At 71.9% G+C, this 24063-nt stretch carries 16 protein-coding genes and 1 pseudogene; 8 read left to right on the top strand and 9 right to left on the bottom strand.

The genetic code is table 11. The annotated features are described in order from the left end of the window. Window positions 1–172: 172 nt before the first annotated feature. Window positions 173–2161 (top strand): AfsR/SARP family transcriptional regulator, encoded by a 1989-nt coding sequence (locus tag ACQP2X_RS23675; protein WP_498700322.1) that lies wholly within the window; start codon window positions 173–175, stop codon window positions 2159–2161. Here the strand turns inward: ACQP2X_RS23675 and ACQP2X_RS23670 are convergent. Both ACQP2X_RS23670 and ACQP2X_RS23665 read right to left on the bottom strand, forming a co-directional pair. Then, complete coding sequence (locus tag ACQP2X_RS23670; RefSeq protein ID WP_498700321.1) at window positions 2140–2772, bottom strand: SRPBCC family protein; 633 nt, start codon at window positions 2770–2772, stop codon at window positions 2140–2142. The genes ACQP2X_RS23675 and ACQP2X_RS23670 overlap by 22 nt on opposite strands. Then, window positions 2705–3130: an ArsR/SmtB family transcription factor gene (locus tag ACQP2X_RS23665; RefSeq protein ID WP_498700319.1), complete on the bottom strand. Its 426-nt coding sequence runs from the start codon at window positions 3128–3130 to the stop codon at window positions 2705–2707. Before ACQP2X_RS23665 ends, ACQP2X_RS23670 begins: the two co-directional genes overlap by 68 nt. 119 nt (window positions 3131–3249) lie before the next feature. Here ACQP2X_RS23665 and ACQP2X_RS23660 point away from each other — a divergent pair, with 119 nt between their 5' ends. Next, a complete protein-coding gene (locus ACQP2X_RS23660) occupies window positions 3250–4110 on the top strand; it encodes an alpha/beta fold hydrolase (RefSeq protein ID WP_498700318.1) in 861 nt (286 codons plus the stop codon). On the opposite strand, the gene ACQP2X_RS23655 is transcribed toward ACQP2X_RS23660, so the two are convergent. After that, a complete protein-coding gene (locus tag ACQP2X_RS23655; protein ID WP_498700315.1) occupies window positions 4107–4295 on the bottom strand; it encodes a hypothetical protein in 189 nt (62 codons plus the stop codon). The genes ACQP2X_RS23660 and ACQP2X_RS23655 overlap by 4 nt on opposite strands. 293 nt (window positions 4296–4588) lie before the next feature. On the opposite strand from ACQP2X_RS23655, the gene ileS reads away from it, so the two are divergent. The 3 genes from ileS (at window position 4589) to ACQP2X_RS23640 (ending at window position 9747) form a co-directional block, all read left to right on the top strand. After that, a complete protein-coding gene (gene ileS / locus ACQP2X_RS23650; protein ID WP_498700313.1) occupies window positions 4589–7693 on the top strand; it encodes an isoleucine--tRNA ligase in 3105 nt (1034 codons plus the stop codon). A 38-nt stretch (window positions 7694–7731) separates the two neighbouring features. Beyond that, window positions 7732–8847, top strand: coding sequence for an alpha/beta fold hydrolase (locus ACQP2X_RS23645; RefSeq protein WP_498700312.1), 1116 nt, complete (start codon window positions 7732–7734; stop codon window positions 8845–8847). Window positions 8848–9180: 333 nt separating this feature from the next. Beyond that, complete coding sequence (locus ACQP2X_RS23640) at window positions 9181–9747, top strand: NADPH-dependent FMN reductase (protein WP_498700310.1); 567 nt, start codon at window positions 9181–9183, stop codon at window positions 9745–9747. A 6-nt stretch (window positions 9748–9753) separates the two neighbouring features. Here ACQP2X_RS23640 and ACQP2X_RS23635 read toward each other — a convergent pair whose 3' ends face one another. Genes ACQP2X_RS23635 through ACQP2X_RS23620 form a run of 4 tightly spaced genes read right to left on the bottom strand, consistent with a single transcriptional unit; the run spans window position 9754 to window position 15068 of the window. Beyond that, window positions 9754–11127, bottom strand: a complete 1374-nt coding sequence (locus tag ACQP2X_RS23635) for an ABC transporter substrate-binding protein (RefSeq protein ID WP_498700309.1) — start codon at window positions 11125–11127, stop codon at window positions 9754–9756. After that, window positions 11124–12056, bottom strand: a complete 933-nt coding sequence (locus ACQP2X_RS23630) for a carbohydrate ABC transporter permease (RefSeq protein WP_498700307.1) — start codon at window positions 12054–12056, stop codon at window positions 11124–11126. Before ACQP2X_RS23630 ends, ACQP2X_RS23635 begins: the two co-directional genes overlap by 4 nt. A gap of 10 nt (window positions 12057–12066) precedes the next feature. Continuing rightward, window positions 12067–12963 carry a carbohydrate ABC transporter permease gene (locus tag ACQP2X_RS23625; protein ID WP_498700305.1) on the bottom strand — a complete coding sequence of 299 codons (897 nt, stop codon included), beginning with the start codon at window positions 12961–12963 and terminating at the stop codon, window positions 12067–12069. Between the two features lie 17 nt (window positions 12964–12980). Next, window positions 12981–15068 carry an alpha-galactosidase gene (locus ACQP2X_RS23620; RefSeq protein ID WP_498700304.1) on the bottom strand — a complete coding sequence of 696 codons (2088 nt, stop codon included), beginning with the start codon at window positions 15066–15068 and terminating at the stop codon, window positions 12981–12983. Between the two features lie 111 nt (window positions 15069–15179). Between ACQP2X_RS23620 and ACQP2X_RS23615 the strand changes: the two genes are divergently transcribed. The 3 genes and pseudogenes from ACQP2X_RS23615 to ACQP2X_RS23605 all read left to right on the top strand — a co-directional run. Beyond that, the gene (locus ACQP2X_RS23615) at window positions 15180–16772 is read left to right on the top strand and encodes a methyl-accepting chemotaxis protein (protein ID WP_498700301.1); all 1593 of its coding nucleotides are present in this window, start codon (window positions 15180–15182) and stop codon (window positions 16770–16772) included. Window positions 16773–16778: 6 nt separating this feature from the next. Next, on the top strand, window positions 16779–17615 hold the full coding sequence (locus ACQP2X_RS23610; protein WP_498700300.1) for a P1 family peptidase: 837 nt from the start codon (window positions 16779–16781) through the stop codon (window positions 17613–17615). 215 nt (window positions 17616–17830) lie between these two features. After that, window positions 17831–18022: pseudogene (locus ACQP2X_RS23605) on the top strand (DUF4191 family protein); the annotation flags it as partial. A 174-nt stretch (window positions 18023–18196) separates the two neighbouring features. On the opposite strand, the gene ACQP2X_RS23600 reads toward ACQP2X_RS23605, so the two are convergent. Both ACQP2X_RS23600 and ACQP2X_RS23595 read right to left on the bottom strand, forming a co-directional pair. After that, window positions 18197–21142, bottom strand: coding sequence for an ABC transporter permease (locus tag ACQP2X_RS23600; protein ID WP_498700298.1), 2946 nt, complete (start codon window positions 21140–21142; stop codon window positions 18197–18199). Next, window positions 21139–24030: an ABC transporter permease family protein gene (locus ACQP2X_RS23595; protein WP_498700296.1), complete on the bottom strand. Its 2892-nt coding sequence runs from the start codon at window positions 24028–24030 to the stop codon at window positions 21139–21141. Before ACQP2X_RS23595 ends, ACQP2X_RS23600 begins: the two co-directional genes overlap by 4 nt. Window positions 24031–24063: the final 33 nt, after the last annotated feature.

Raw genomic sequence — 24063 nt, 5'->3', positions numbered from 1 at the left:
CGCCGCCGGAGTGTCACGAGCAACAGGGGCGCCGGGGATTGCCAGGTGTTCGGGGACACCGAAAATCGCCGGGGCTTCGGAAGTGGTAGGGGCGGCTTGCGCCGCGGACGTTGGCGCTGAAAGGCAGACTGACAGGGCGGTGCTCACGGCGAGGGCAGCGGCAAGTAGGCGCATGACGCCCAGTTTATCCGGTTTTGGGCGGTTCTTCGGTGAGGTGGGCGTGCGGGTCGAGCTTGGTGTCCTGGGGCCGGTGGCGGCCTGGTCGGCACTGCCTGGAGAGGAACGGACGCCGATCGCTCTCAAAGGGCCGATGCACCGGGCCGTGCTGGCTCGGCTCGTGGTGGCGCGAGGGCGGGTCGTGCCGGTCGGGCACCTCGTTGATGATCTGTGGCCGGTGGCGGCGCCGGCAGGGGCGGTTTCGGCCGTACGAACATTTGTCGCGGCACTGCGGAGGGCCCTGGAACCGGATCGGGCCCGCCGGGCGCCGGCCTCTCTGCTGGTCACCGAAGGGCCCGGGTACGCGCTGCGGGCCGCGCCCGGCAGCGTGGACGCGTGGCGCTTCGAGCACGTCGTCTCGGCTGACGAGCCGCTGAACGAGGAAGTGCTGACCACCGCGCTGGGCTGGTGGCGTGGGCCCGCCTACGCCGACTTTCCCGAGGCGCCCTGGGCCCGCGCCGACCGGGCCCGGCTCGCCGAGTTGCGCCTGCGGGCGGTGGAACGCCTCGCCGAGGCCCGTCTCGCCGCCGGGCGGGCGGCCGCGGCCGTTGCCGACCTCGACGCGCACGTCACCGAACACCCCTGGCGTGAGGAAGCCTGGCGCCTGCTCGCCCTGGCCCTCTACCGGGCCGATCGCCAAGGTGACGCCCTCGCCGTCCTCCGCCGGGCCCGCGAGCAGCTGGCCGGCCGGCTCGGCATCGACCCCGGGCCGGGCCTGCGCCGTCTCGAGATTGACATCCTGCGGCAGTCCGAACGGCAGCAGACCCACCCTCGGCCGGCCGCCGCACACGCCGCCGGGGACGTGTGGGCCGAAGTCACCGCCGACTACGACCGGCTTGTCTCGGCGGGGGCCCGTGCGCGCCTCGACTCCACCGTCGGCCTCCTCAGAGGGCTCGCCGTCACCGGTGGCGGTGGCCTGGTCGCCGCCCGGCGGCACCGGGTCGCGGCCATCGCGGCGGCCGAGGAGCTCGGCGATCCGGGGCTGACCGCCAGGGTCATCGGCTCGTACGACGTGCCGGCCATCTGGACCCGGTCCGACGACCCGGTTCAGGCCGCCGGCATCGTCGCCGCGGCCGAGCGGACCCTCGCCGCCCTGCCGCCGGACAACCTCGCGGCCAGGGCCCGGCTGCTGGCCACCATCGCCGTCGAGTCGCGTGGCGTCTTTGACGAGCGCCCCCATGCTTGCGCCCTCGAGGCCGAACGGCTCGCGCGCGGGCTGGACGATCCTGGGCTTCTCGCCTTCGCGCTCAACGGTGTTTTCATGCAGAGCTTCCACCGCACCGGGCTCGCGCCCGAACGGGACGCCATCGGGGCCGAGCTGATCGGGCTGGCCTCGGCGCACGGGCTTGTCACGGCCGAAGTGCTCGGGCATCTGATCCGGCTCCAGGCCCGGTCGGCGCTGGGCGACTTCGCCGGCGCCGATGTCCACGCCGAGAGCGCCGATCGGCTCTCCGCGAAGCATGAGCTGCCTCTGGTAGCTGTCTTCACGACCTGGTACCGCGCTCTGCGCCTGGCCGCCGGTGGCGCGCCCCTCCCCGTGGCGGAGGCGGCCTACCGGCGGGCGGCGGAACTGCTCGACGGCGCCGGCATGCCGGGGCTCGAGGACGGGCTTCTGCCCCTCGCCCTTCTCTGCCTGCGGGTCTGGCACCGGCAACCGGCGCCGGAGGGTGACTACGGGCCGTACGAACCGTGGGCCCGTCCGCTCGTCCTGATCGCCCAGGGGCGTACGGCCGAAGCTCTCGGAATTGCCCCTGACCCTCCGGCCGGGCTGCTGGCCGAAGCCCTGTGGTGCCTGATCGCGCGCGCCGCCACCCTCCTGGGCGATCGTCCCGCTCTCGAACGGGCCCGTGCCGCTCTCGCCCCGGCCGCCGGGGAGATCGCCGGCGCGGCCAGCGGCCTCCTCACGGCGGGGCCGGTCGCGGACTACGCCTCGGTGCCGGTGTAGAAGGCGTACGTCCGGTCGGCCCGGGCCTTCGCCGCCTCCGGGTCGTCGCCCTGTGCCACCGACGCCGCCGCCCACGCGTCCGTGCTCAGCCGCATGAACGTCTGGCCGTCGGTGGTGGTGTGCCAGTCCTGCATCGTCGACGGGTCGGGCGCGCCGGCCGGGTCCTCGATGTAGCCGGCCAGGCCGAACAGCCCCAGATCCCAGCCGACGCCGGTGGCGCCCGGGCCGTACACGTCCCAGAACTGGTCCTCCACATGCGCCACGTGCTCCAGCGTGAAGCGGGCGCCGCTCCCCTCGGGTGTCAGGCGCACCTCGATCCAGCTCACCTGGCCGCCGAACTCCCACGTCGCGTCGTAGCCGTTCGGGCGGTCGCAGCGGGAGATGGTGCCGCTGGCGTTGCCGGTCAGCTCGTAGCGGCCGCCCTCCTTGAGCTCGCCCGCGATCGGCAGGAACCAGCGCGGGATCCGCTCGGCGCTCGTGACGACCTCCCACAGGTCGTCGATGTCGGTGTCGTACACCTGGCTGATCGTCATGACCCGGGCCTCACCGGCCTCCAGGACGCGGCTTCCGAGCGTGCGGCGCACCTGGCTGATCTGTTCCCTGACGTCCACCTTCGGTCCTTCCCTGAGTCTGCTCGCCGGAGAGCCGGCGCTGTCGTTTGCCGCGCGCCACCTCGGTGGCCATGGCGGCCAGATGAGGAGCCCAGAACCGCCGAAACCGCGACAGCCAGGCGTCGGCCTCGCGCAGCGCGGTGTCGTCCACCGCGTACAGCCGGCGCGCCCCCTCGGGGCGGACGGTCGCGAAGCCGTTGTCCCGCAACACCTTCAGGTGCTGGGAGACGGCGGGCTGGGAGATGCCGAACTCGGCCTGGACCACCGTGGTGATCGCCCCGGACGACTGCTCCCCCTCGGCGAGCAGCTCCAGGATGCGCCGGCGGACCGGGTCACCGAGAACATCGAACGCGTGCACGGGACGTACGTTATCAGCCGTTCCTTATATAAGCCAGAACTTAGCCACTGGTGATTCTCGCGGTGGCCGACGACGATCTCGGTCAGGCATGCTGAGCGGGACGGAAGGGAGGGCGACCCGTGCCCGACGTGCGAGCCAACGGCATCGATCTGCGCTACGAGACGGTCGGCGACCCGGCCGATCCGGCCCTGCTGCTCGTCATGGGCCTGGGCGCGCAGCTGATCGACTGGCCCTCCGAGTTCTGCCAGGGCCTGGCCGCGCGCGGCTTCCACGTGATCCTGTTCGACAACCGCGACGCCGGCCTGTCCACCTCGTTCGACGAGCTCGGCGCCCCCACCATCCCACCGGTCAAGGCGCCCTACCTGCTGGCCGACATGGCCGCCGACACCGCCGCCCTGCTCAAGGCCCTCGGCGTCGAGAAGGCCCACGTCGTCGGCGCCTCGATGGGCGGCATGATCGCCCAGCAGCTGACCATCGACCATCCCGAGCTGGTGGCCAGCCTCTGCTCCATCATGTCCACCACCGGCGACCGCAAGGTCGGCCGCTCCACCCCCGAGGCCGCCGCCGCCCTGGCCCGCCCGCCGGCCACCACCCGCGACGAGATCATCGCCGGCGCCGCCGCGACGTCCCGCGTGATCGGCTCCCCGGCCTACCCGGCCGGCGACGAGTGGCTCCAGCAGCGCGCCGCCGCCAAGTTCGACCGGAGCTTCAACCCGGTGGGCACGCAGCGCCAGTACGCCGCGATCATCGCCTCCCCCGACCGCACGCCGGGCCTGCGCCAGATCACGGCGCCCACGCTGGTCATCCACGGCGCCGCCGACCCCCTGATCGACGTGAGCGGCGGCCGCGCCACCGCCGCCGCCGTCCCCGGCGCCGAGCTCCTGGTCATCGAGGGCATGGGCCACGACCTCCCCCAGCCCCTCTGGCCCACCATCATCGACGCGATCGCCGCAAACGCCGGCCATCCGGGAGATCACTAGAAAGCGTTCCGGACGTCCGGCCAGTGCATGCGGTACTTGCCGGGCGTTCCGACCAGGTTGGCGGGATCGCCGGCCGGCGGGGAAGCCAAGGCCGACTCGACGCGGCGGCCTCCCCGCGCCTCGTAGAAGGACCGGGCGGCGGTGTTCTGGTGGAGGACCCACAGATACATCGCGCCGGTCGTCACCGCGTGGATGCCACCGGACGATCGCGAGGTACGATTTCGCGCGCAGGGCGTTGATGGGGACGAGTACGGCCGTACGCAGCCAGGAGCGACCCGGGGTTGGTGTGAGCCCGGGGGTGTGCGCGGCCCGAAGATCACCCCGGAGCCGCCGGAGGAAAGGCCTGTTCGGGGCCGAGTAGAGCCGGCCGCAAGCACCTCGAGTGGGCCGGGTCCGCCCGGTCAAGGAGGGTGGTACCGCGGGGCTCGCACAGCCTCGTCCCTCCGTTGGAACAGTGACGATCCGACGGAGGAACACGATGTACCGCCAGGTGCCGGCCCAGGTCGACCTGCCCGCCCTCGACCACGACGTTCTCGCCTTCTGGCGTGACAAGGACGTCTTCCACCGCAGTCTCGAGCAGTCGGCGGGGCGGCCCGAATGGGTGTTCTACGAGGGGCCGCCGACCGCCAACGGCATGCCCGGCGCCCACCACATCGAGGCCCGCGTCTTCAAGGACGTGTTCCCGCGCTACCGCACGATGAAGGGCTACCACGTGGCCCGTAAGGCCGGCTGGGACTGCCACGGCCTGCCGGTGGAGCTCGCGGTGGAGAAGGAGCTCGGCTTCAACGGCAAGCTCGACATCGAGAAGTACGGGATCGCCGAGTTCAACGAGCGCTGCCGCGCCTCGGTGACCCGGCACACCGACGCGTTCGCCGAGCTCACCGAGCGGATGGGCTACTGGGTCGACCTCGACGACGCCTACCGGACGATGGATCCGGGCTACATCGAGTCGGTGTGGTGGTCGCTCAAGCAGATCTTCGACAAGGGGCTGCTGGTCGAGGACTTCCGGGTGGCGCCGTGGTGCCCGCGGGACCAGACGACCCTGTCCGACCACGAGCTGGCCCAGGGCTACGAGACCGACGTCGACCCGGCCGTCTACGTGCGCTTCCCGCTGACCGGCGGCCCGCTCGCCGGCACGGCCAGCCTGCTCGTGTGGACGACGACGCCGTGGACCCTCGTCTCCAACACCGCGGTGGCGGTCAACCCCGACGTGACGTACGTCGTCGCGACTGATGGCCGGGAGCAGATCGTCGTCGCCGAGCAGTTGGTGCCGGAGGGCTTCGCGGCGACAGAAACCAGCTTCACCGGGCGCGAGATGGAGCGGTGGACCTACACGCCGCCGTTCGACCTGGTCGAGGTGCCGGACGCGCACTACGTGATCCTGGCCGGCTACGTCACCACCGACAGCGGCACCGGGCTCGTGCACCAGTCGCCCGCGTTCGGTGCGGACGACCTCGCCAGCTGCCGGGCGTACGGGCTGCCGATGGTCAACCCGGTGCGCCTCGACGGGACGTTCGAGGAGGGGCTTCCGCTCGTCGGTGGGCTCTTCTTCCGTACGGCCAATAAGCCTTTGGTCGAAGAACTCGCCGAGAAGGGCCTGCTGTTCCGCAAGGACGACTACGAGCACCAGTATCCGCACTGCTGGCGCTGCCACACCGCGCTGATCTACTACGCGCAGCCGTCCTGGTACATCCGGACCACCGCGGTGCGCGACGAGATGATCCGCGAGAACGAGAAGACGAACTGGCAGCCGGCCACGGTCAAGCACGGCCGGTACGGCGACTGGCTGAACAACAACGTCGACTGGGCCCTCTCCCGCAAGCGCTACTGGGGCACCCCGCTGCCGATCTGGCGCTGCCCGTCCGGTCACCTCACCTGCGTCGGCTCCCTCGCCGAGCTGTCCGAGCTCAGCAAATCCGACTTGTCGGATCTCGACCCGCACCGGCCTTTCATCGACGCGGTGACGTTCGGCTGCCCCTCGTGCGGCGACGAAGCGACCCGCGTGGAAGAGGTCATCGACGCCTGGTACGACTCCGGGTCGATGCCGTTCGCGCAGTTCGGCTACCCGTTCCGGAACCAGGAGGTCTTCGAGAAGAGCTTCCCGGCCCAGTTCATCTCGGAGGCCATCGACCAGACCCGCGGCTGGTTCTACACGCTGATGGCCGTGGGCACGCTCGTGTTCGACAAGTCCCCGTACGAGAACGTGGTCTGCCTCGGCCACATCCTCGCCGAGGACGGCCGCAAGATGTCCAAGCACCTGGGCAACATCCTCGAGCCGATCCCGCTCATGGACACCCACGGCGCGGACGCGGTCCGCTGGTTCATGGCCGCCGTCGGATCGCCCTGGTCGGCCCGGCGCGTCGGCAACACCACGTTGCAGGAGGTCGTGCGCAAGACCCTGCTGACGTACTGGAACACCGTCGCCTTCCAGGCGCTGTACGGGCGTACGGCCGGTTGGAAGCCCTCGGCGAACGACCCCGCCCCGGCCGACCGCCCGGTCCTCGACCGGTGGGTGCTCTCCGAGCTGAACGAGCTGGTCCGCCGGGTCGACGCCGCCCTCGAGGCCTTCGACACCCAGGAGGCGGGCAAGTTGCTGGCCGCCTTCGTCGACGACCTGTCCAACTGGTACGTGCGCCGCAGCCGCCGCCGCTTCTGGCGGGGCGACGCGGCCGCGCTGGCCACCCTGCACGAGGCGCTGCGCACGGTCACGCTGCTGATGGCCCCGCTGACCCCGTTCATCACCGAGCGCGTGTGGCAGGACCTGGTGGTCGCGGTCGACCCGTCGGCGCCCGAGTCGGTGCACCTGGCCCCGTTCCCGGAGGCCGATCAGGCGCTGATCGACCCGGCGCTCTCGTCGCACGTCGCCACGACCCGCCGCCTGGTCGAGCTGGGCCGGGCGGCCCGGGCCGAGTCGGGCATGAAGGTGCGCCAGCCGCTGTCGCGGGCCCTGGCCTCGGCGCCCGGCTTCGCCGCCCTGCCGGCCGACCTGCTGGCCGAGATCGCGTCGGAGCTCAACGTGGGCACGGTCGAGGCGGTGGCGGGCTCCTTCGTGGACACCACGGCAAAGGCCAATTTCCGTACGCTCGGCAAGCGTTTCGGCAAGCGCGTGCAGGAGGTCGCCAAGGCGGTGGCGGCGGCCGACGCCGCGGTCCTCTCGTCCGAGCTCCGCGCCGCCGGCCGGACCACCGTCGACGTGGAGGGCGAGGCCGTCGAGCTGACCCCCGACGAGGTGTTCATCACCGAGACCCCGCGCGAGGGCTGGGCCGTGGCCTCCGACGCGGGCGCCACGGTGGCCCTCGACCTGCACCTGACCGACGCCCTGCGCCGGGCCGGCCTGGCCCGCGACGCGATCCGCCAGATCCAGGAGGCCCGCAAGACCTCCGGCCTGGACGTCGCGGACCGCATCGACCTGCGCTACACGGCGACCTCGGACGAGACCGCCCAGGCCTTGACCGAGCACGGCGCCTTGGTGGCCGACGAGGTGCTGGCCACCTCCTACGCCACCGGCAGCCCCGACTGGCCCGGCACGTTCACCGACGACACGATCGGCTTGACCTTCTGGCTCCGCCGGGCCGGCGTTTAGGACGGGAAGTGTCCTGATCGGTTCCTAGCGTGGTTCGCATGACGAACAGGCTTCGACCGTTCCGGGTCGACATTCCGCAGGCCCACCTAGATGATCTGACGTCGCGGCTGGCCGGCACCAGGTGGCCGTCGGAGCTGCCCGGTGTCGGCTGGAGCCGGGGAGTTCCGGCCGGCTACCTGCGGGACGTGGCCGAATATTGGCGCACCGGCTTCGACTGGCGGGCCCAGGAGGCGGCCCTCAACCGCCACCAGCAGCACCTGACCACCATCGACGGGCAGGAGCTGCACTTCCTGCACGTGCCGTCGCCCTCGCCGGACGCCACGCCGTTGCTGCTGTTGCACGGCTGGCCCGGCGGGGTGGCGGACTACCTCGACCTCATCGAGCTCCTGTCCGGCGACTTCCACCTGGTGATCCCGTCCCTGCCGGGGTTCGGCTTCTCCACCCCACTGGCCGGGCCGGGCATGAACACGGACCGGGTGGCCGGGATCCTGGCCGCGCTGATGGCCCGGCTCGGGTACGACCGGTACGGCGTGCACGGCTACGACTGGGGCGCCTGGATCGGCGCCGCGGTCGGCCGGCACGATCCGGGGCGGGTCGCCGGGGTCCACCTGACCGCGCTGGTCACCGCCCCGGCCGGGACCGACGGGGAGATCGACGGCCTCACCCCGGACGAGCTGCGCCGCTGGGACCGGATGCGCAACTACAACGACGGATATCTCCAGTGCAACAGCAAAAGGCCACAGACCGTCGGGTACGCCCTGACCGACTCCCCGGCCGGTCAGCTCGCCTGGATGGTGGAGATCTTCAAGGAACACACCGCCCCGGAGGAGGGCCTGCCCGAGGACAGCATCGACCTCGACCGCATCCTCACCGGCGTGTCGATCTACTGGCTGACCGGCACCGCCGCCTCGGCCGCCCAGATCTACTACGAGGAGTTCTCGGCGGGCTCACCCAGCATGGGGCGGGGCACCGTCCCCACCGGCGTCCTGGTGTCGGGTAACGACGTCACGATCCGCCGGTGGGCTGAGCGGGACCACCATGTCGTGCACTGGACCGACCTCGGCCGGGGCGGGCACTTCCTGGCCATGGAGGAGCCCGCCCTGCTGGCCGCCGACATCCAGGTGTTCTTCGAGAAGCTTCGCGGTCGCCCGTAACAGCCGGTCGAGGACAAGGCCGGCCGGGACGGCCAGCAGGGCCAACGGGAACATCAGGAAGGGAAGCGCGATGGCGGTGGCGGCCGCCACCAGCGCCGGCCGCCGGACGACGACGGCCGTCACCAGTAGCACCGTGAAGGCGAAGACGCCGAACGTGATCAGCCCGGCCGCGCCCACACCACCGCCAGCACCGGGAGGGTGGCGCGTTTGAGGGAGATCATGGCCGCTCACCCTATCGGGATGTGAAGAGCGCTACTTGCCGGTGTCCCGGCGCCCCGGGAGGGCTATGTTTGCGTACGCAAATAGTCTGTGTCTGAGGGAAATGGAACAGCTGTGAGTGATCTCAATCTGTTGGTGATCGTGGCCAGCACGCGGCCCGGGCGGATCGGGCCCAAGGTGGCCGACTGGTTCGTCGACGAGGCCAAGGCGCACGGCGGGTTCCAGGTGAACGTGGCCGACCTGGCCGAGGAGAGCCTGCCCCTGCTCGACGAGCCGCACCACCCGCGGATGCGCAACTACCAGCACGATCACACCAAGCGGTGGAGCGAGAAGGTCGACGCCGCCGACGCCTTCGTCTTCGTCATGCCGGAGTACAACTACGGCATCTCGGCGCCGCTGAAGAACGCCATCGACTACCTGCACCAGGAGTGGTCCTACAAGGCGGCCAGCGTCGTCAGCTACGGCGGCGTCTCGGCCGGCACGCGGTCCGCGCTCGGGCTCCAGGTGCCGGCGTACCCCCTCAAGCTCTTCGTCGTTCCCGAGTCGGTGAACATCCCGTTCGTGAGCAACTTCCTCGTCGACGGGCAGATCCAGCCGAACGAGACCATGCGGAACGCCGCCACGGCCGTCCTCGACGAGCTGGGACGGGTCGCGGCGGCGCTCAAGCCGCTCCGGAAGTAACAACCGCTACCGAGCGACCTCGAACAGCTTGTTCAGCTGGTCGTTCAGCGAGGTCATCGACGACACCGGGGCGTCGCCGATGTAGACGGCGTCCATCCGGGGGATCATCAGCGCGGTGATGTCGGCCGCGTTGGTGGTCACCGGGAACAGGAACGTCGTCTTCTGCTGGACCTGGTCGGTGAAGGCGGTGACGTCCAGGTCGCGCTTGTCCTTGTTGTACGCCACGGCGCGCGCCGTGCCCGACGGACGGGCCGGGAAGACCACGCCCGAGTCGCCGATGATGTCCTGGCACTCGGCGCCGGACATGAACTTCACCCACTTGGCGGCGTTCTCCGGCTGCTTCGACAGGGTGGTGACCGAGTCGGCCAGGCCGTTGAACATCGAGGCCCGCTTGCCCGACGGGCCGACCGGGGTCGGGGCGATGCCGACCTTCAGCTTGTTGCCCGCGGCGTCGGTCAGGTTGGTGTACGTCGAGATCTTCCACGAGCCGTCCAGGGCCATCGCGGCCAGTCCGGACTGGATCTCCTTGTCGGGGCCGATCGGGTTGTTGCCGCCGATCTCGGCGAACGACGGCATGTACCCCTTGCGGGCCAGCCCGAAGTACCAGTCCAGGGTCTCCTGGAAGGCGGGCTGGTCGAGGTTGAAGCGGGTGCCCCACGGGTTCTTGTCGGTGGCCTGCCAGCCGGCGCTGCCGGTGAACGCCGACCACTGGGTCTGTCCCCATCCGGCTCCGCCGGCCCCGTCCGATCCGAAGCCGTACTGCCGGACGTTGTCCTTGTCGAATCCGGGCTCGTCGCCGCGGATGCCGTTCTTGTCGACGCTGAGCCGGGCGATCGTCTTCTCGAAGGTGCCGCCGTCGCGCGGGTTCCAGGTCAGTGACGACAGCGACGCCGGGTCGATGCCGGCGTCGGCCACGGCCGTGGGGTCGTAGAACATCGCGATGGTGTCCCAGTCCTTCGGCGAGCCGTACCTCTTGCCGTCCTGGCCCTTCCAGAGCTCGGCCAGGCCCTCCTGATAGTCGCCGTCGTTGATGTCGCTGGTCGGGCCCAGGTCGTCGAGCGGGCGCAGCACGCCCAGATCGACGAACTGCGCGAACTTGGCCAGGTGGTCGGTGAAGACGTCGGGCGCGGTGTCGGCGATGAAGCCCGCGGTCAGTTTGGACCAGTAGACGTCCCATCCGTACTGGGAGATCCTGACTTTGAGCCCGGGGTTCTGCGCGGCGAAGGCGTCGGCGCATTTCTGGTAGCCCGGCTGCTGCCCCGAGTCCCACAGCCAGTACTCGATGGTTCCGCCGCTGCCGGTGTCGATGGTGTCCTCGCCGCTCCAGCCGCAGCCGGCCAGCAGGGTCACCGAGGTGGCGAGTGCCAGTAAGCGTCTCATTTGATACCACTGAATCCGATCGAGTTGACGATCCGCTTGGCGAAGACGAAGAAGAGCAGCAGCATCGGCAGGGCCGCGACCAGGGTCGCCGCCATCAGGCCGGACCAGTCCGGGCCGGTCTGCGGGGTCTGCGACTTGAAGACGCCGAGGGCCACGGTCAGCACCCGTGAACGGTCGGTGTAGCTGACCATCAGCGGCCAGAAGTACTCGTTCCACGAGGTGATGTAGGTCAGGATGGCCAGTGTCGCGAGCGGCGCCGACGACATCGGCAGGATCAGGCGGAAGAAGACGCGCACCTTCGACGCGCCCTCGACCAGGGCCGCCTCCTCCACCTCGCGGGAGATGCCGAGGAAGAACTGCCGCAGGAAGAAGACCGCGAACGGGGTCATCAGCATGGTCGGCAGCGAGATGCCGAGCAGGGTGTCGACCAGGCCCAGCTCCTTGATCAGCACGAAGTTGGGCAGCAGCGTGAAGATGGCCGGGATCATGAGGCCGGCCAGGAAGAAGCCGAACACCTTCTCCCGGTGCCGCCACTGCAGGCGGGCGAAGGCGTACGCGGCCATGGCGCTGAAGAAGACCTGCCCGGCCGTGATGAGCGTGGAGACGATGACCGAGTTGGCCAGGTAGTGCCAGAAGTCGATGGGCTGGCCGGCGCCGCCCGCATCGAGCGCCTCCTGCCCGGTCTGCAGGCCGAAGACCCGCTGGAAGCCGCCCAGGGACGGGTCGACCGGCAGCAGGCTGTCCGATCCCGCGTAGAGGGCGTTGTTGCTGGACAGCGCCGTGCGCAGCATCCAGTAGAAGGGGAAGAGCGAGGCCAGGATCACCAGGATCATGAAGGTCCAGGCGAGTACGCGGCCGACGTTGACCGGGGTGCGCGAAATGTCCGGAGTCTTCCGCGAAACAGGCGCCGCGGTAGTGGTGACGGCCATGGAGACCTCCTCAGGCCAAGTCGGACGACGACGCCCGCGTGAGCCGGTACTGCAGGAAGGTGATGATCACGAGGACGACCAGCAGGCCGACCGACATGGCCGAGGCGTAGCCGAACTGGAAGCGGCCGAACGCCATGTCGTAGATGTAGTACTGCAGCACCCGTGAGGAGTCGACCGGCCCGCCGCGGGTGGTGATCGCGACGGTGTCGAAGACCTGGAACGATCCGACCACCGTGATGATCAGGACCAGGGCCAGGATCGGGCGCAGCAGGGGCAGCGTGATCCGCCGGAACATGGTGAGCTCCGACGCGCCGTCGACGCGCCCCGCCTCGTACATGGTCTCGGGAATGGTCTGCAGTCCGGCGAAGATCAGCAGGGCGGTGTAGCCGACGTGGCGCCACACGTTGATGACCGCGATGGTGGGGATGACCCAGGCGCTGTCGGCCAGGAACGCGATGCGGTCGACGCCGATCAGCTCGAGCACCTGGTTCCCGATGCCCAGCTGATAGTCCAGGATCCACAGGAAGATCAGGGCGGCCACCACATTGGAGACCAGGTACGGGGTGAGCACGATGCCCCGCAGCCAGGTGCGCCGGGTCAGCCGCTGCATCATCACGGCGATGCCCAGCGCCAGGGCGGTCTGCAGCGCGATGTTGATCACCACGTAGTAGACGGTCACCTTGAGCGAGTTCCAGAAGACCGGGTCCTGGACCATGCGGACGTAGTTGTCGAGGCCCGTCCATTCCGGCGGGGTCAGCAGGTTGAACCTGGTGAAGCTCAGGTAGATGCCGCGCAGCGTCGGCCACAGCATGAAGGCCACGAAGCCGATGAGCGCGGGGGCGATGAAGAGGAGGGCGAGTCTGGTGTCGTCGGCACGTCTCTTTCGTACGGGGGTGACGGTAGCCATGGGGGTCGACTCCTAGGTCATAGGGCATCCGCTCGGTAGAGCACGACGGTGCCGGGGTGCACACGCGGGCTCGCCACGCCCGCGTGCTCGAGCACCGCCCCGCTGAGGGTGAGGTCGCCGTCCCACCAGAGCGGCGGGTGGTCGACCGTCGGAAGGGGCTGAAGCCGGTAGAGCCGGTACGGGTCGAGGCCGCGGAACCGCAGGGGCGCCGGCGGATCGGGGTACGGGCTGCCCATGGTCACCATGGCGATGATCGCCCGGGACCGGTCGGGCGCGACCACGCCGTGCACGAGGACGTCGTCGCCGTAGCCGTCCATGCGGACGAGGTCGCCGCCCAGCAGCAGGTCACGCCAGTCTTTGTAACGCGTGATCCACTCCGTCAGCCCGGACAGATCGGACGGAGACGCCGTCGTAATGTCCCACTCGATGCCGAGGTGACCGAAGATCGCGGTTCCGGCCCGGAAGGACAGGTCGTGCCGCCGCCCGGTGGTGTGGGAGCGGTCCGAGGCGATGTGCGAGCCGAGGAACTCGGGCGGGACGAGCTGGGCCGTCCAGCGCAGCATCTGCTGCCGGTCGAGCGGGTCGATGTTGTCGGAGACCCAGACCCGGTCCGTGCGCTCCAGGACCTCCAGATCGACCCGGCCGCCGCCGGACGAGCACGACTCGATCTCCAGCGCCGGGTGGGCCGCCCGGATCTCGTCCAGCAGCCGGTAGAACGCCGCGGTCTGCCGGTGGACGCCGGGCTCGCCGCCGGGCCGGGTGCCGGCGTCGATCAGGTCGCGGTTGTGGTCCCACTTGATGTAGTCGATCGGATATTCGGCGAGGATCGCCAGGATCCTGCCTTTGATGTGCTCGTACGCCTCCGGGAGGCCGAGGTTGAGCACCTGCTGGGTGCGTGATTCGACCGGGAGGTCCGGCCGCGCCGCCATGATCCATTCGGGGTGGGCCCGGGCCAGATCGGAGTCCGGGTTGATCATCTCGGGTTCGAACCAGAGGCCGAACTGCATGCCGAGCTCCCGGACCCGGCCGATCAGCGGATGCAGCCCGTCCGGCCACACGTCGGGCGAGACGACCCAGTCGCCCAGGCCCGAGGTGTCGTCACGCCGTGATCCGAACCAGCCGTCGTCGAGCACGTAGCGCTCGACGCCCACGGACGCGGCCAGTGTCGCCAGCTCGGTGAGACGGTCGAGGTCGTGGTCGAAGTAGACCGCCTCCCAGACGTTCATCGTCACCGGCCGCCGCGGCCCGACCGGCCGGGTGCGGGCCCGCAGGTGCCGGTGGAACCGCCGGGCCACCTCGTCCAGCCCCACACCGAAGGACCCGTAGACCCAGGGGCTGGTGTACGCCTCGCCGCGCGCCAGCCGGACCTCACCCGGCAGCAGGAGCTCACCGCCGCCGATCCGCTGCTCGCCGGTGAAGACGCGCTCCGCGTAGTGCGTGTGGTTGCCGCTCCAGGCGGTGTGCACCGCCCAGATCCGGCCCGCCTCGAAGCCGAAGCCGGGCGTGCCGGCGTGCAGCAGATAGGCGCTGTCGGCGCCGGTGCGGCCCTTGCGGTTCTCGCGCAGGTGGATGCCGGTCCGCAGCGGCGACCGCTGCGGGACCCGCTCCAGGTTGTGCCGACCGGCGAAGTCGAGCAGCTCGGTCGCCTCGGCCGGCAGCGGATAGGAGAGCACAAGGTCATTGAGGGTGTACGTCTCGTCGCCCTCGTTGCGCACGGTGGCGCGCTGCCGGGCCAGCCCCGACGGCAGCAACTCGATCTCCAGGCGCAGCGTGAGGCCCTCGGCCTCGTACGCGAAGGCACCGCTCCGCCGGAAGGACGGCGACCAGCCGCGGCCGGCCGCCGAACCGCTCAGGCCCGGGCGGCCGGTCCAGCCGGTGCGGTGCTCGGGCAGGACGGCCACGCGCGGGACGGGGTCGATGTTGTTGGTGCCCACGACCTGTACTCGCGAGCGCAGGAAGGCGGCGAGCCGGGTGTCGTCGAGCGCGGGCAGCTCGGGTCCCCAGTACGCGATCACCGGCAGACCCGGCCCAGAGGCATCGACGATCAGGGTGACCCCGGCCTCGGTGAGCGCGACGACGTCCTGCACGCTGAACCGCCCCTTCATCCACGGTGCTAAATCGATAAAACCGAGATTGCTGGGAGATAACGGGCGTGTCAACCCTTGACATGGAGCAAAATGGAGGTGTCGGACTTCTCGGAATCGTACGGTTGACGAGTGTCTCGTGGTTTTTTCGTCAATCTCAGCGTCCAGCTGAAGATCATCATCGTGTCGGCCGTCGGTGTTGTGATGGCCGCCGTGGTGGGTCTGCTGGCGCTGCTTGCGCTGAGCGACGCCGCCGACTCGGCCGCGCACATCCACGAGGTCAACGTCGAGAACGTGGCCGAGGTGGGCGCCCTGGAGGCCGCGCTCGGCGTGGCCCGGGTCGACCTGGCCAACCAGCTGGTCTCCCGCGACGCGGCGACGACGGCCAAGTACACGGCGAAGTTCTCCGACGACGTCAAGGTCTTCGAGAGCGCCCTCGACGCGTACAAGGACGGCAGCCCGGCCGCGACCGCCGCCGAGATCGCGGCGCTGGAGGCCTTCTGGGCCACCTACGTCGAGCTGGCCGGCACCAAGCAGCTCGTCGCCGGCGCCCGCAAGGACTACACGTCCTGGCAGACCGTCCGCGACACCGAGATCACGCCGCTGCTGGCCGACCTCACCCAGAGCATCGACGACCTGGGCGCGGCCGAGCAGGCTGAGGCGGCCGAGTCGGCCGCGCACGCCCGTGACGGCTACCACCAGAACCGGCTCGAGACGATCCTGCTCATCGTCATCGGCGGCGCCGCCGCGCTCGGGCTGGGCGTGCTCATCGCGCGTGGCATCGTGCGCTCGCTCAACCGGGTCCGCGCCGTCTGCGAGGGCCTGGCCGCCGGCGACCTGACCCGCACGACCGGCCTGCTGTCGGCCGACGAGCCGGGCCGGATGGGCCGCGCCCTCGACGAGGCGCTGCTCAAGCTGCGCGGCACGGTTTCCACCATCGACAGCTCGGCCCTCCAGCTGGCCGGCGCCAGCGAGGAGATGAACGGCGTCGCCCAGCAGATCGCCTCGTCCGCCGAGGAGACGTCGGTGCAGGCGCAAGCGGTGTCGACAGCGGCCGAGCTGATCTCGCGCAGCGTCGACTCGGTCTCGGCCGGAGGCGAACAGATGGGCGCCGCCATCCGCGAGATCTCGCAGAACGCGGCCGAGGCCGCGCAGGTCGCGAACGAGGCCGTGGGCCTGGCCGCGACCACGTCGGGCCGGATGAACCAGCTCGGCGAATCGTCATCGGAGATCGGCGACGTCATCAAGGTGATCACCTCGATCGCCGAGCAGACCAATCTGCTGGCCCTCAACGCCACCATCGAGGCGGCCCGGGCCGGCGACGCGGGCAAGGGCTTCGCCGTGGTCGCCTCCGAGGTCAAGGACCTGGCCCAGGAGACCGCGCGCGCCACCGAGGACATCTCCCGCCGGGTCGAGGCCATCCAGACCGACGCCGGCGGCGCGGTGACGGCCATCGAGGAAATCACCCGCGTGATCGCCCGCATCAGCGACTTCCAGACCACCATCGCCTCGGCCGTGGAGGAGCAGACGGCCACCACGGCCGAGATGAACCGCAGCGTCGGCGAGGCCGCCACCGGCAGCAACGAGATCGCCCAGAACATCACCGGGGTCGCCGAGGCGGCCCGCCTGACCACCGAGGGCGTGCAGCAGTCGCAGCAGGCCACGAACGAACTGGCGCGCATGTCGGCCGAGCTGACGAGCCTGGTGTCGACGTTCAGGTATTAAGGACGCATGCAGCTGAAGATCGGCCACTGGACGGGCGACGGCACCGGGGTCACGGTGATCGTCCCGCCACCGGGCACGACGGCGTCCGGAGAGGTCCGGGGCGGAGCCCCCGCCACCCGCGAGTTCGCCCTGCTGGACCCCACCCGCCTGGTCGACCGGGTGGACGCCGTGGTGCTGTCGGGCGGCTCGGCCCTGGGCCTGGCCGCCGGCGACGGCGTGGCCCGCGCCCTGTGGGAACAGGGCCAGGGCTTCCCCACCCCGGCCGGAGCGGTGCCGATCGTCATCGGCATGTCCATCTTCGACGCTTCCGTGGCCGGCACCCCACCGACGGCGGCCGACGGCCGAGCCGCCCTGGAGGCGGCGACCTCAGACCTGACGGAGGGCCGGGTGGGCGCCGGCACCGGCGCCACGGTGGGCAAGTGGCGAGGCGGCTTCTCCCCCGGCGGCCTGGGCATAGCCCACGGCACCACCGGCGAGGCGTCGGTGACGGCGATAGCCGTGGTGAACGCCTGGGGCGACGTGATCGCCGCCGACGGCACGGTGGTGAACGCCGCACCCGACCCCGCGCAGGCCCCGGTCCCCCGCTTCGGCACGGCGAACACGACCTTGGCCGTGATCGCGACCGACGCCCGCCTGACCAAGACCGGCTGCTTCCTGCTGGCCCAGAGCGGCCACACGGGCTACGCCCGGGCTCTGCACCCCGCCCATTCCCGCTACGACGGCGACGCCGTGGTCGCCCTGTCCACCGGCGAGACCGATACCGACCTGGACCTGCTGAGAGCCACCGCCACCGAGGTCACCGCCGAAGCCATCCGCCGAGCCATCGCCACAACACTCCCCTGATCGAGAAGCCGCCGCGCGGACGAGGCCGCCTGGGCGGCGGACCGCATCATCAGCCGTCGCGCGCTTGACCCGGCTCGTGCCCGCCAGAGGGGTGTAAGAGCCGGCCATCGCCGATTGGCGTGCCACCCACCCGTCGCTTGAGCTGACAAGCACGTACGACAAAACGACAAGCCCGCTTGTCTTTTTGTCAAGCTTCCAGCGCAGTGCGAGCGGGCGAGGGCGAGCTCCCGATCAAGAAACTGCGCACCACGCTGATGCGCATGCCGCGAAATCTGACCGGCAAGGACGTCACCTCGCTCGACAAGCGCCTGGGCGCGCTGATGGCCCGCCCGCAGATGCCGAAGCGCGCCATCCCCAAGAACATGCGCCCCAGCAAGGGAGTGTTCCGGCAGCAGCGCCCGCGCTGACGCCGTAGGACGGCGCGGTGCCGGCCTTTTCCGTGCGCAAAACCTTGACAGCCGTCGATGCGAGGTACCGTGCATCGCCCGTCAACAGCGACTTCCCCCGGAGCCGCGTGACCAGCACCGACGGCCGTCCGGTAGCGCTCGTGACTCGCGAGGCCCGGCAAAGCTGGAAGGAGGTCAGCGGATCTCGCGCAAGGTTCGGCGGCCCGCGGCCAGCGCCACCGCGGCCAGCACGGCGGCCGCCGCCACGCCTGTTGCCGTGAAGACGAGTGGGTTCGGCCATGACGGCAACGGGACCTCGGGGCGGGTCAGGCCGGCCAGCGGCAAGGCCCAGCCCGTCAACCACCAGCCCAGGGCCGCGATGGCCATGCCCGCCACCACCGCCACCGCGACCAGGACCGGATAGGTCCACAGGGTGGCCTGGCGCAGGGCCCGGCGGGTCAGTCCCTGGGTGCGCAGGGCCGACAGGTCCTCCACCCGGCGGGACCGGTCGACCGACGCCGACAGGATCAGGGCGCCGGCGGCCAGGGCCGTGGCCAGCACGGCGACGATCACGTAGAACCACAGGGCGATGGCCGGGCCCTGGTTGTCCAGGCGGGCCCGCACCTGGGCCGTGCGCACGTCGCCGGTCACCACCAGGCCCCGGGACTCCAGCCGGTCGGCCACGTCGGCCGGGGCCCGGTCGTTCAGCCACACCTGGGCCCCGGCGGTCTGTGCGCCGTCGGCGGCCAGGCGGTCCGCGTAGTCGAGGTCGACCAGCACGGCGGGGGCGCCGCCGCCGGGGATGGCGTCCGCCCGCACGGCCACCTTCACCGGGATCTCGCGGGCGTCCAGGCCGTTGACGCTCTTCAGCGCGGTCACCCCGGCCGTGGCCACCGGCAGCGGCCACGGCGCGTCGGCGGGCTGGACGACCATGCCGTTGGGCAGGGCGTTCAGGGACGTCACGTCGATCTTCAGGCCGTCCGGGGAGCCGGTCGCGGTGCCGCCCTCGGACGCGCGCCAGTCGGGCGACGTCAAGGAGTGGACCGTCAGCTTTCCGGCGATGTCGAGGGTGCCCTGGCCGCCGGCCAGCCGCAGCGAGTTCAGGGTGCATCCCGAGGCGCAGGCGGGAACGGCCTGGCTGTAGACGTGGCGGCCGTTGTCGATCACGCCGTACGGGATGACCTGGTCGTCGCCGCCGCCCGACGGCGACAGCACCACCGTCAGGTCGACGGTCTTGCCGGGGGCGAAGCCGGCGGCGGTGATGTCGAACGCCGCCGCCGGACCGCGCACCTCGACCGGCGGCGCGGCGGCCGGGCGCAGGGCGGCGGCGTCCGGGAACGGGTTCAGGGCGACCGCGCCGAGCCGGGTGGTGTCGACGGCCACCAGGGCGGGGCGGCCGGGGTCGGTGGAGAGCCGGACGGCGGCCATCGCGTACGCGCCGGACGGGTCGACGGCCCGGACGGCGTTGAGCAGGTTCTGCCGGCCGGTGGCGGCGACGGTGAGCACCCGGGTGGCGCCGGTGCCGACCTCGGCCTCCAGGGTGCGTCCCCGGGCCGCCACGTCGACCGCCGCCGAAGCGTAGCCGACCACGGCCACGGCCGCCGTCAGCAGCGCGAACAGGCGGGCCGCGCCGGGGCGCCGGGACAGCTGGAAGCCGGCCAGGGCGGCGCCGAGGCGGCCGGTGCGCACGGCCCGGCGGCCCAGCACCGTGGCCCACGGCAGGAGCAGGCGGGCCACGACCAGCGCGGCCGCGATGATGATGAGCGCGGCGGCGAAGGTGCCCACGCCGAGCAGGCCGGCCGAGAGCTGGACGGTGGCCACCGCGGCCAGCAGGACGACCACGGCCTCGGCGGCCACGGCCCGGGCGCTGCCCCGCACGGCGGGGGCACGGCGCAGCAGCTCGGCCACGGGAGTGGCGATCTGGCGGCGCTCGGCCAGCAGGGCGGTGAGCACGGCGGCCCCGGCCGCCACGGGCGCCCAGCGCAGCGAGGCCAGGCCGGGGTCGGCGCCCACCCCGGGGAAGCGCCACGCGGTGAACAGGGTGACCAGCAGTTGGCCGGCCAGGCAGCCGAGCAGGGCGCCGGTCACGATGGCGACGATGTTCTCGCCGGTCGCCAGCCACCAGCGCTGGCCCCAGCGGGCGCCGCGCAGGGCGACCACGGCCAGTTCGGGGCGGCGGCCCTCGGTGCCGTAGCCGACCGCCAGGAAGATGGTCAGGCAGGCCAGCAGCACCAGCGCCACGGCCAGCACGGGCACGATCCGGTGGGCGGCCCGGCGGCCCTCGTCGATGCGGGTGAGCAGGCCGGGCAGGCCGGAGCGCAGCTCGACGCCGGCGCCCAGGTCGGTGACCGACGCCTGGAGCTGGCCGAGGCGCTCCTGGAGGGCGGGCAGGCGGTCGACGCTCAGGGCGCCCGCGCCGGCGTACGCGTCGAGGCTGGTCTGCATGGCACCGTGGTCCATGGTCCGCAGCGAGGCGCTGGTGACGAAGGCGGGCTCGCCGGGGCGCTCGCCGGAGTCACGGCCGAAGTAGCCGTGCGCGCCCCAGAAGACGTCGGACGGGTCGGTGGCGCGGTAGAGGCCGGCCACCAGGAACTGCTTCGGGATCCCGGCCGGCACATATTCGGGCAGGCGCGGGGACGGGCGTACGGCGAAGGTCAGCGTGATCGCATCGCCTGGCTTCAGGCCCAGCCGGCGCCCGGTCTCGGCGCCCAGCACGACGTCGCCCGAGGAGATCGCGCACCGGCCGGCCGTCATCGTCAGGTGGGCGCAGGCGTCCTGGCGGTAGACGAAGCGGGTGCGGTCGCGGTCGTCGGGCTCGATGCCCATCGCCGGATATTCGGCCGAGTAGACGTAGGTGAAGCCGGCCAGGCCGGTCAGGGCGGTGCCGGTGCGGGTCAGGTCGATGTCGGTCGGCTCGGATCCGGGCGGGTCCCGGCGGTGGTCGAGGCGCAGGGTGGTCAGCTCGACCGCGCGCTCCGACGGCAGCGACGTCTCGACCTGCCCGGCCGCGACCGCCCGGTCGGCGGCGCGCAGATAGGCCGGTGCGGCGACCGCGGCGGCCACCCCGAACAGCGACAACAGCGCGATGACCAGGGCCTGCCCGCGCCGGTTCCAGACCATGGCCAGCACCAGGGAGATCATTTGAGGCCTCCCCGCAGGCGGCGCGCGGACAGCGCCGCGGTCACACCGAGAACAACGAGACCGGCCAGGCCGGCCAGGGCCAGGGGTACGCCGCCGAGCGCACCCGGCGGCGCTATCACCCGCCAGCCGTCGGCGAACGGCGGCGCCGTCACGTCCGCGACCGGCCGCGCCACCAGCGCCGCCGCCAGACCGCCGGCCAGGGCGGCCACCACCAGCGCCGCCTGCCCGGCGTATCCGGTGGCCAGCGCGGTGGCCCGCGACAGGCCCTGCGCGCGAAGCGCCCGCAGCTGCTCGATCTGGGTCTCCCGCTCGACGGACGAGGCGATCGCGACCAGCGTGCCCGCCACGAGCAGCGCGATGGCCACGGTGACCAGGCCGAACGGCGCGGTGACGACCCGGCCCTGCCCGGCCAGCTGCTCGGCCCGGCCGGCGGCGGTGCGGTCGGACAGCACGGGCAGGCCGATCGCGTCGACCACGGCCGCCGGCGCGTCGTCGGTGAGCCAGACCTGGAACGTGCCGCCCTGGTCGCCGGCCCCGGCCAGGCGGCGGGCGGCGTCGAGGTCGGTGAGCACCCCGGCCCGGCCCAGCACGGGCAGCACGTCGATGGTGGCGACGACCCGGACCGGGGTGGCCGGGTCACCGAAGCGGTCGAGGGAGGAGTCGTCGAACTGCCAGTTGTCCGGGCGTGGCCCGGCCAGCACGATCGGCAAGGGCAGCGGGGTGTCCACCGCGTACACCGACGTGCCCGCGCCGGCGTCGGCGCCGACCGCGAGCCGCAGGCCGTCGCCGGTGGTGGCGACCCGCAGGGCGGCCCCGCTGAAGTCGGGCCGCCAGCGGCTGACGTCGGCCAGCTGGGCGCCGCTGAGCACCTCGCCGGCCGGGGTGGAGACGCCGCGCAGGGTGAGCGCGCCGTTGTCGGAGCCGGCCGGGGTGTAGAGCTGGAAGCTGACCAGGCGGCAGCCGGGCGCGGTGGCGCAGGACGGCACCGAGGCGGTCACGCTCTGGGAGCCCCGGCGGATGCCGCGGAACTCGACCTGGACGCCCTCGCCGGTGGCCTCCTGCTGGAGCACCGCCCCGAGCAGGGTGGTGGTCCGCCGCTCACTGTCCACCCGCACGGTCAGGCGGTCGCTGGTCACGACCGCTGACGGCGCTGACTTCTCGGAAAAATACGACTTGTGAGTCACGGCGGCCAGCCGCGGCGAGTCGACGGCCAGCACCGGCGGCGCGCCGGCGGTGTCGAGGACGGCGGCCATCGCGTAACGCCCCGAAGGATCGGCCTGACGTACGGCGTACAAAAGCTGGGTCCTGGTTTGTGCCGTGACCGTCAGAACCCGGGCCGCACCGAGCTCGGCCCCGGCCCGATCGGCCCGCGACGCCCGCCCGGCCGCGAAGACGCCGCCGGTCAGCGCGACCATCGCGATCGCCACCACGGCCAGCGCGAACACCCGGTCGACGCCGGGCTGGCGCGACACCTGCACCGCGGTCAGCCCGAGCCGGATCCGCCCGGCCCGCAGCGCCACCGCGCCCACCCGGTCGGCGATCCACCGCAACAGCCGGGCCAGCAGCAGACCGACGGCGAGCGCCACCATGGCCGGCGCCACCACCCCGAAGCCGGCCCCGCCGGTGCGGGCCTGGAAGACCGCGCCCGCCGCCAGCGCGACCAGCGCGACGTCGACCACGCCGGAGCGCCAGTCGTGCCGGTGGGCCGGCACCCGGCGCAGCAGCACCGCCACCGGCGCGCGGGCCGCTATCGCGTCCATGCCGACCAGCACGGCCAGGCCGACCAGGGTCACCGCCACCACCGCGCCCAGCGACAGCACGGCCGCGATCCACAGCTCGACCGGCACCGGCCAGCCACCCGCGAACGGCCACGCCACCAGCGGCCCGGCCAGCCAGCCGATCAGCGCCCCACCGGCCAGCGGCACCACGTGCTGGGCCGCGGACAGGCGCAGAATGCCGCCGTAGGTGGTGCCGCGCAGCTTGAGCAGCCCGGCGTCGGAGCGCCGGTCGCGCCCGGTGAAGCGGCCCGCGAGCCCGATCGCGAACCAGGCCAGCAGCAGCGTCTGCCCGGCCGCGATCAGCACGCCCTGCGCCACCGCGATCCGCGACCCGCGCACCTGGTCGACCAGCTCACCGGCGACCGTGTCCAGGTCGAGCTGGGCCGCCGCGAACCGGGGCCGGGCCGCGTTGATCAGGCCGTTGAGGTCGTAGCCGCCGTCACCGCGCAGCAGCGGCTCGGGCACCTCGACGGCCCAGGCCAGGGTGGCGTTGCCGAGCTGCGGCGTCCGGAAGGTGTCGCGCGGGGTGAAGAACGGGTCGAGCGACCCCCGCGACCGGAACAGCTCGTCCGCCCAGTACGGGCCGTTGGGGTCGGCCGCCTGATAGACGCCGGTGACCCGGAACCGCACCGGCGTGGCGTCGTCGACCGCCCGTGCCTGAAAGGTGGAGCCCACCTTCAGCTTGAGCTTGCGGGCGGCGTCGGCGCTGACCGCCACGTCGCCGGCGGCGGCCGGGCACGCGCCGGTGAGCCGCACGTGGGCGCAGAAGCCGTCACGATAGGCGGCGGGCATGCCCGAGGCCGAGCCCGGCTGGTCGGGATAGATGTACGTCATGTCGGCGGTCAGGCCCAGCACCGGCCGGCCCGAGGGCAGCCGGAGCAGGTCGTCCACGGTGCCGGCGAACGTGTCGAGCGCGGCCGCCTCACCCCGTCCGTGCGCGAGGATCACGTGCTGGATCGCGGGCGCGTTGCGCACGTCGGTGCTCGCGGCCCGAGAGGCCACGGTCAGCCCGTACCAGGCGGCGGCCGACGCGGCCGTGGCGGCCAGCGCGGCCAGCAGCAGCACGAGCAGAGCCTGGCCGGAGCGCCGGCGCACGGCACCCAAGCTCACGAAGTACATCCGCTCCCCCGTCGAACGAAATCC

It is taken from the genome of Actinoplanes sp. CA-131856 (genome assembly GCF_050956135.1).
Taxonomy (GTDB): domain Bacteria; phylum Actinomycetota; class Actinomycetes; order Mycobacteriales; family Micromonosporaceae; genus Actinoplanes.
This window is presented reverse-complemented; position numbering and strand designations above follow the sequence as displayed.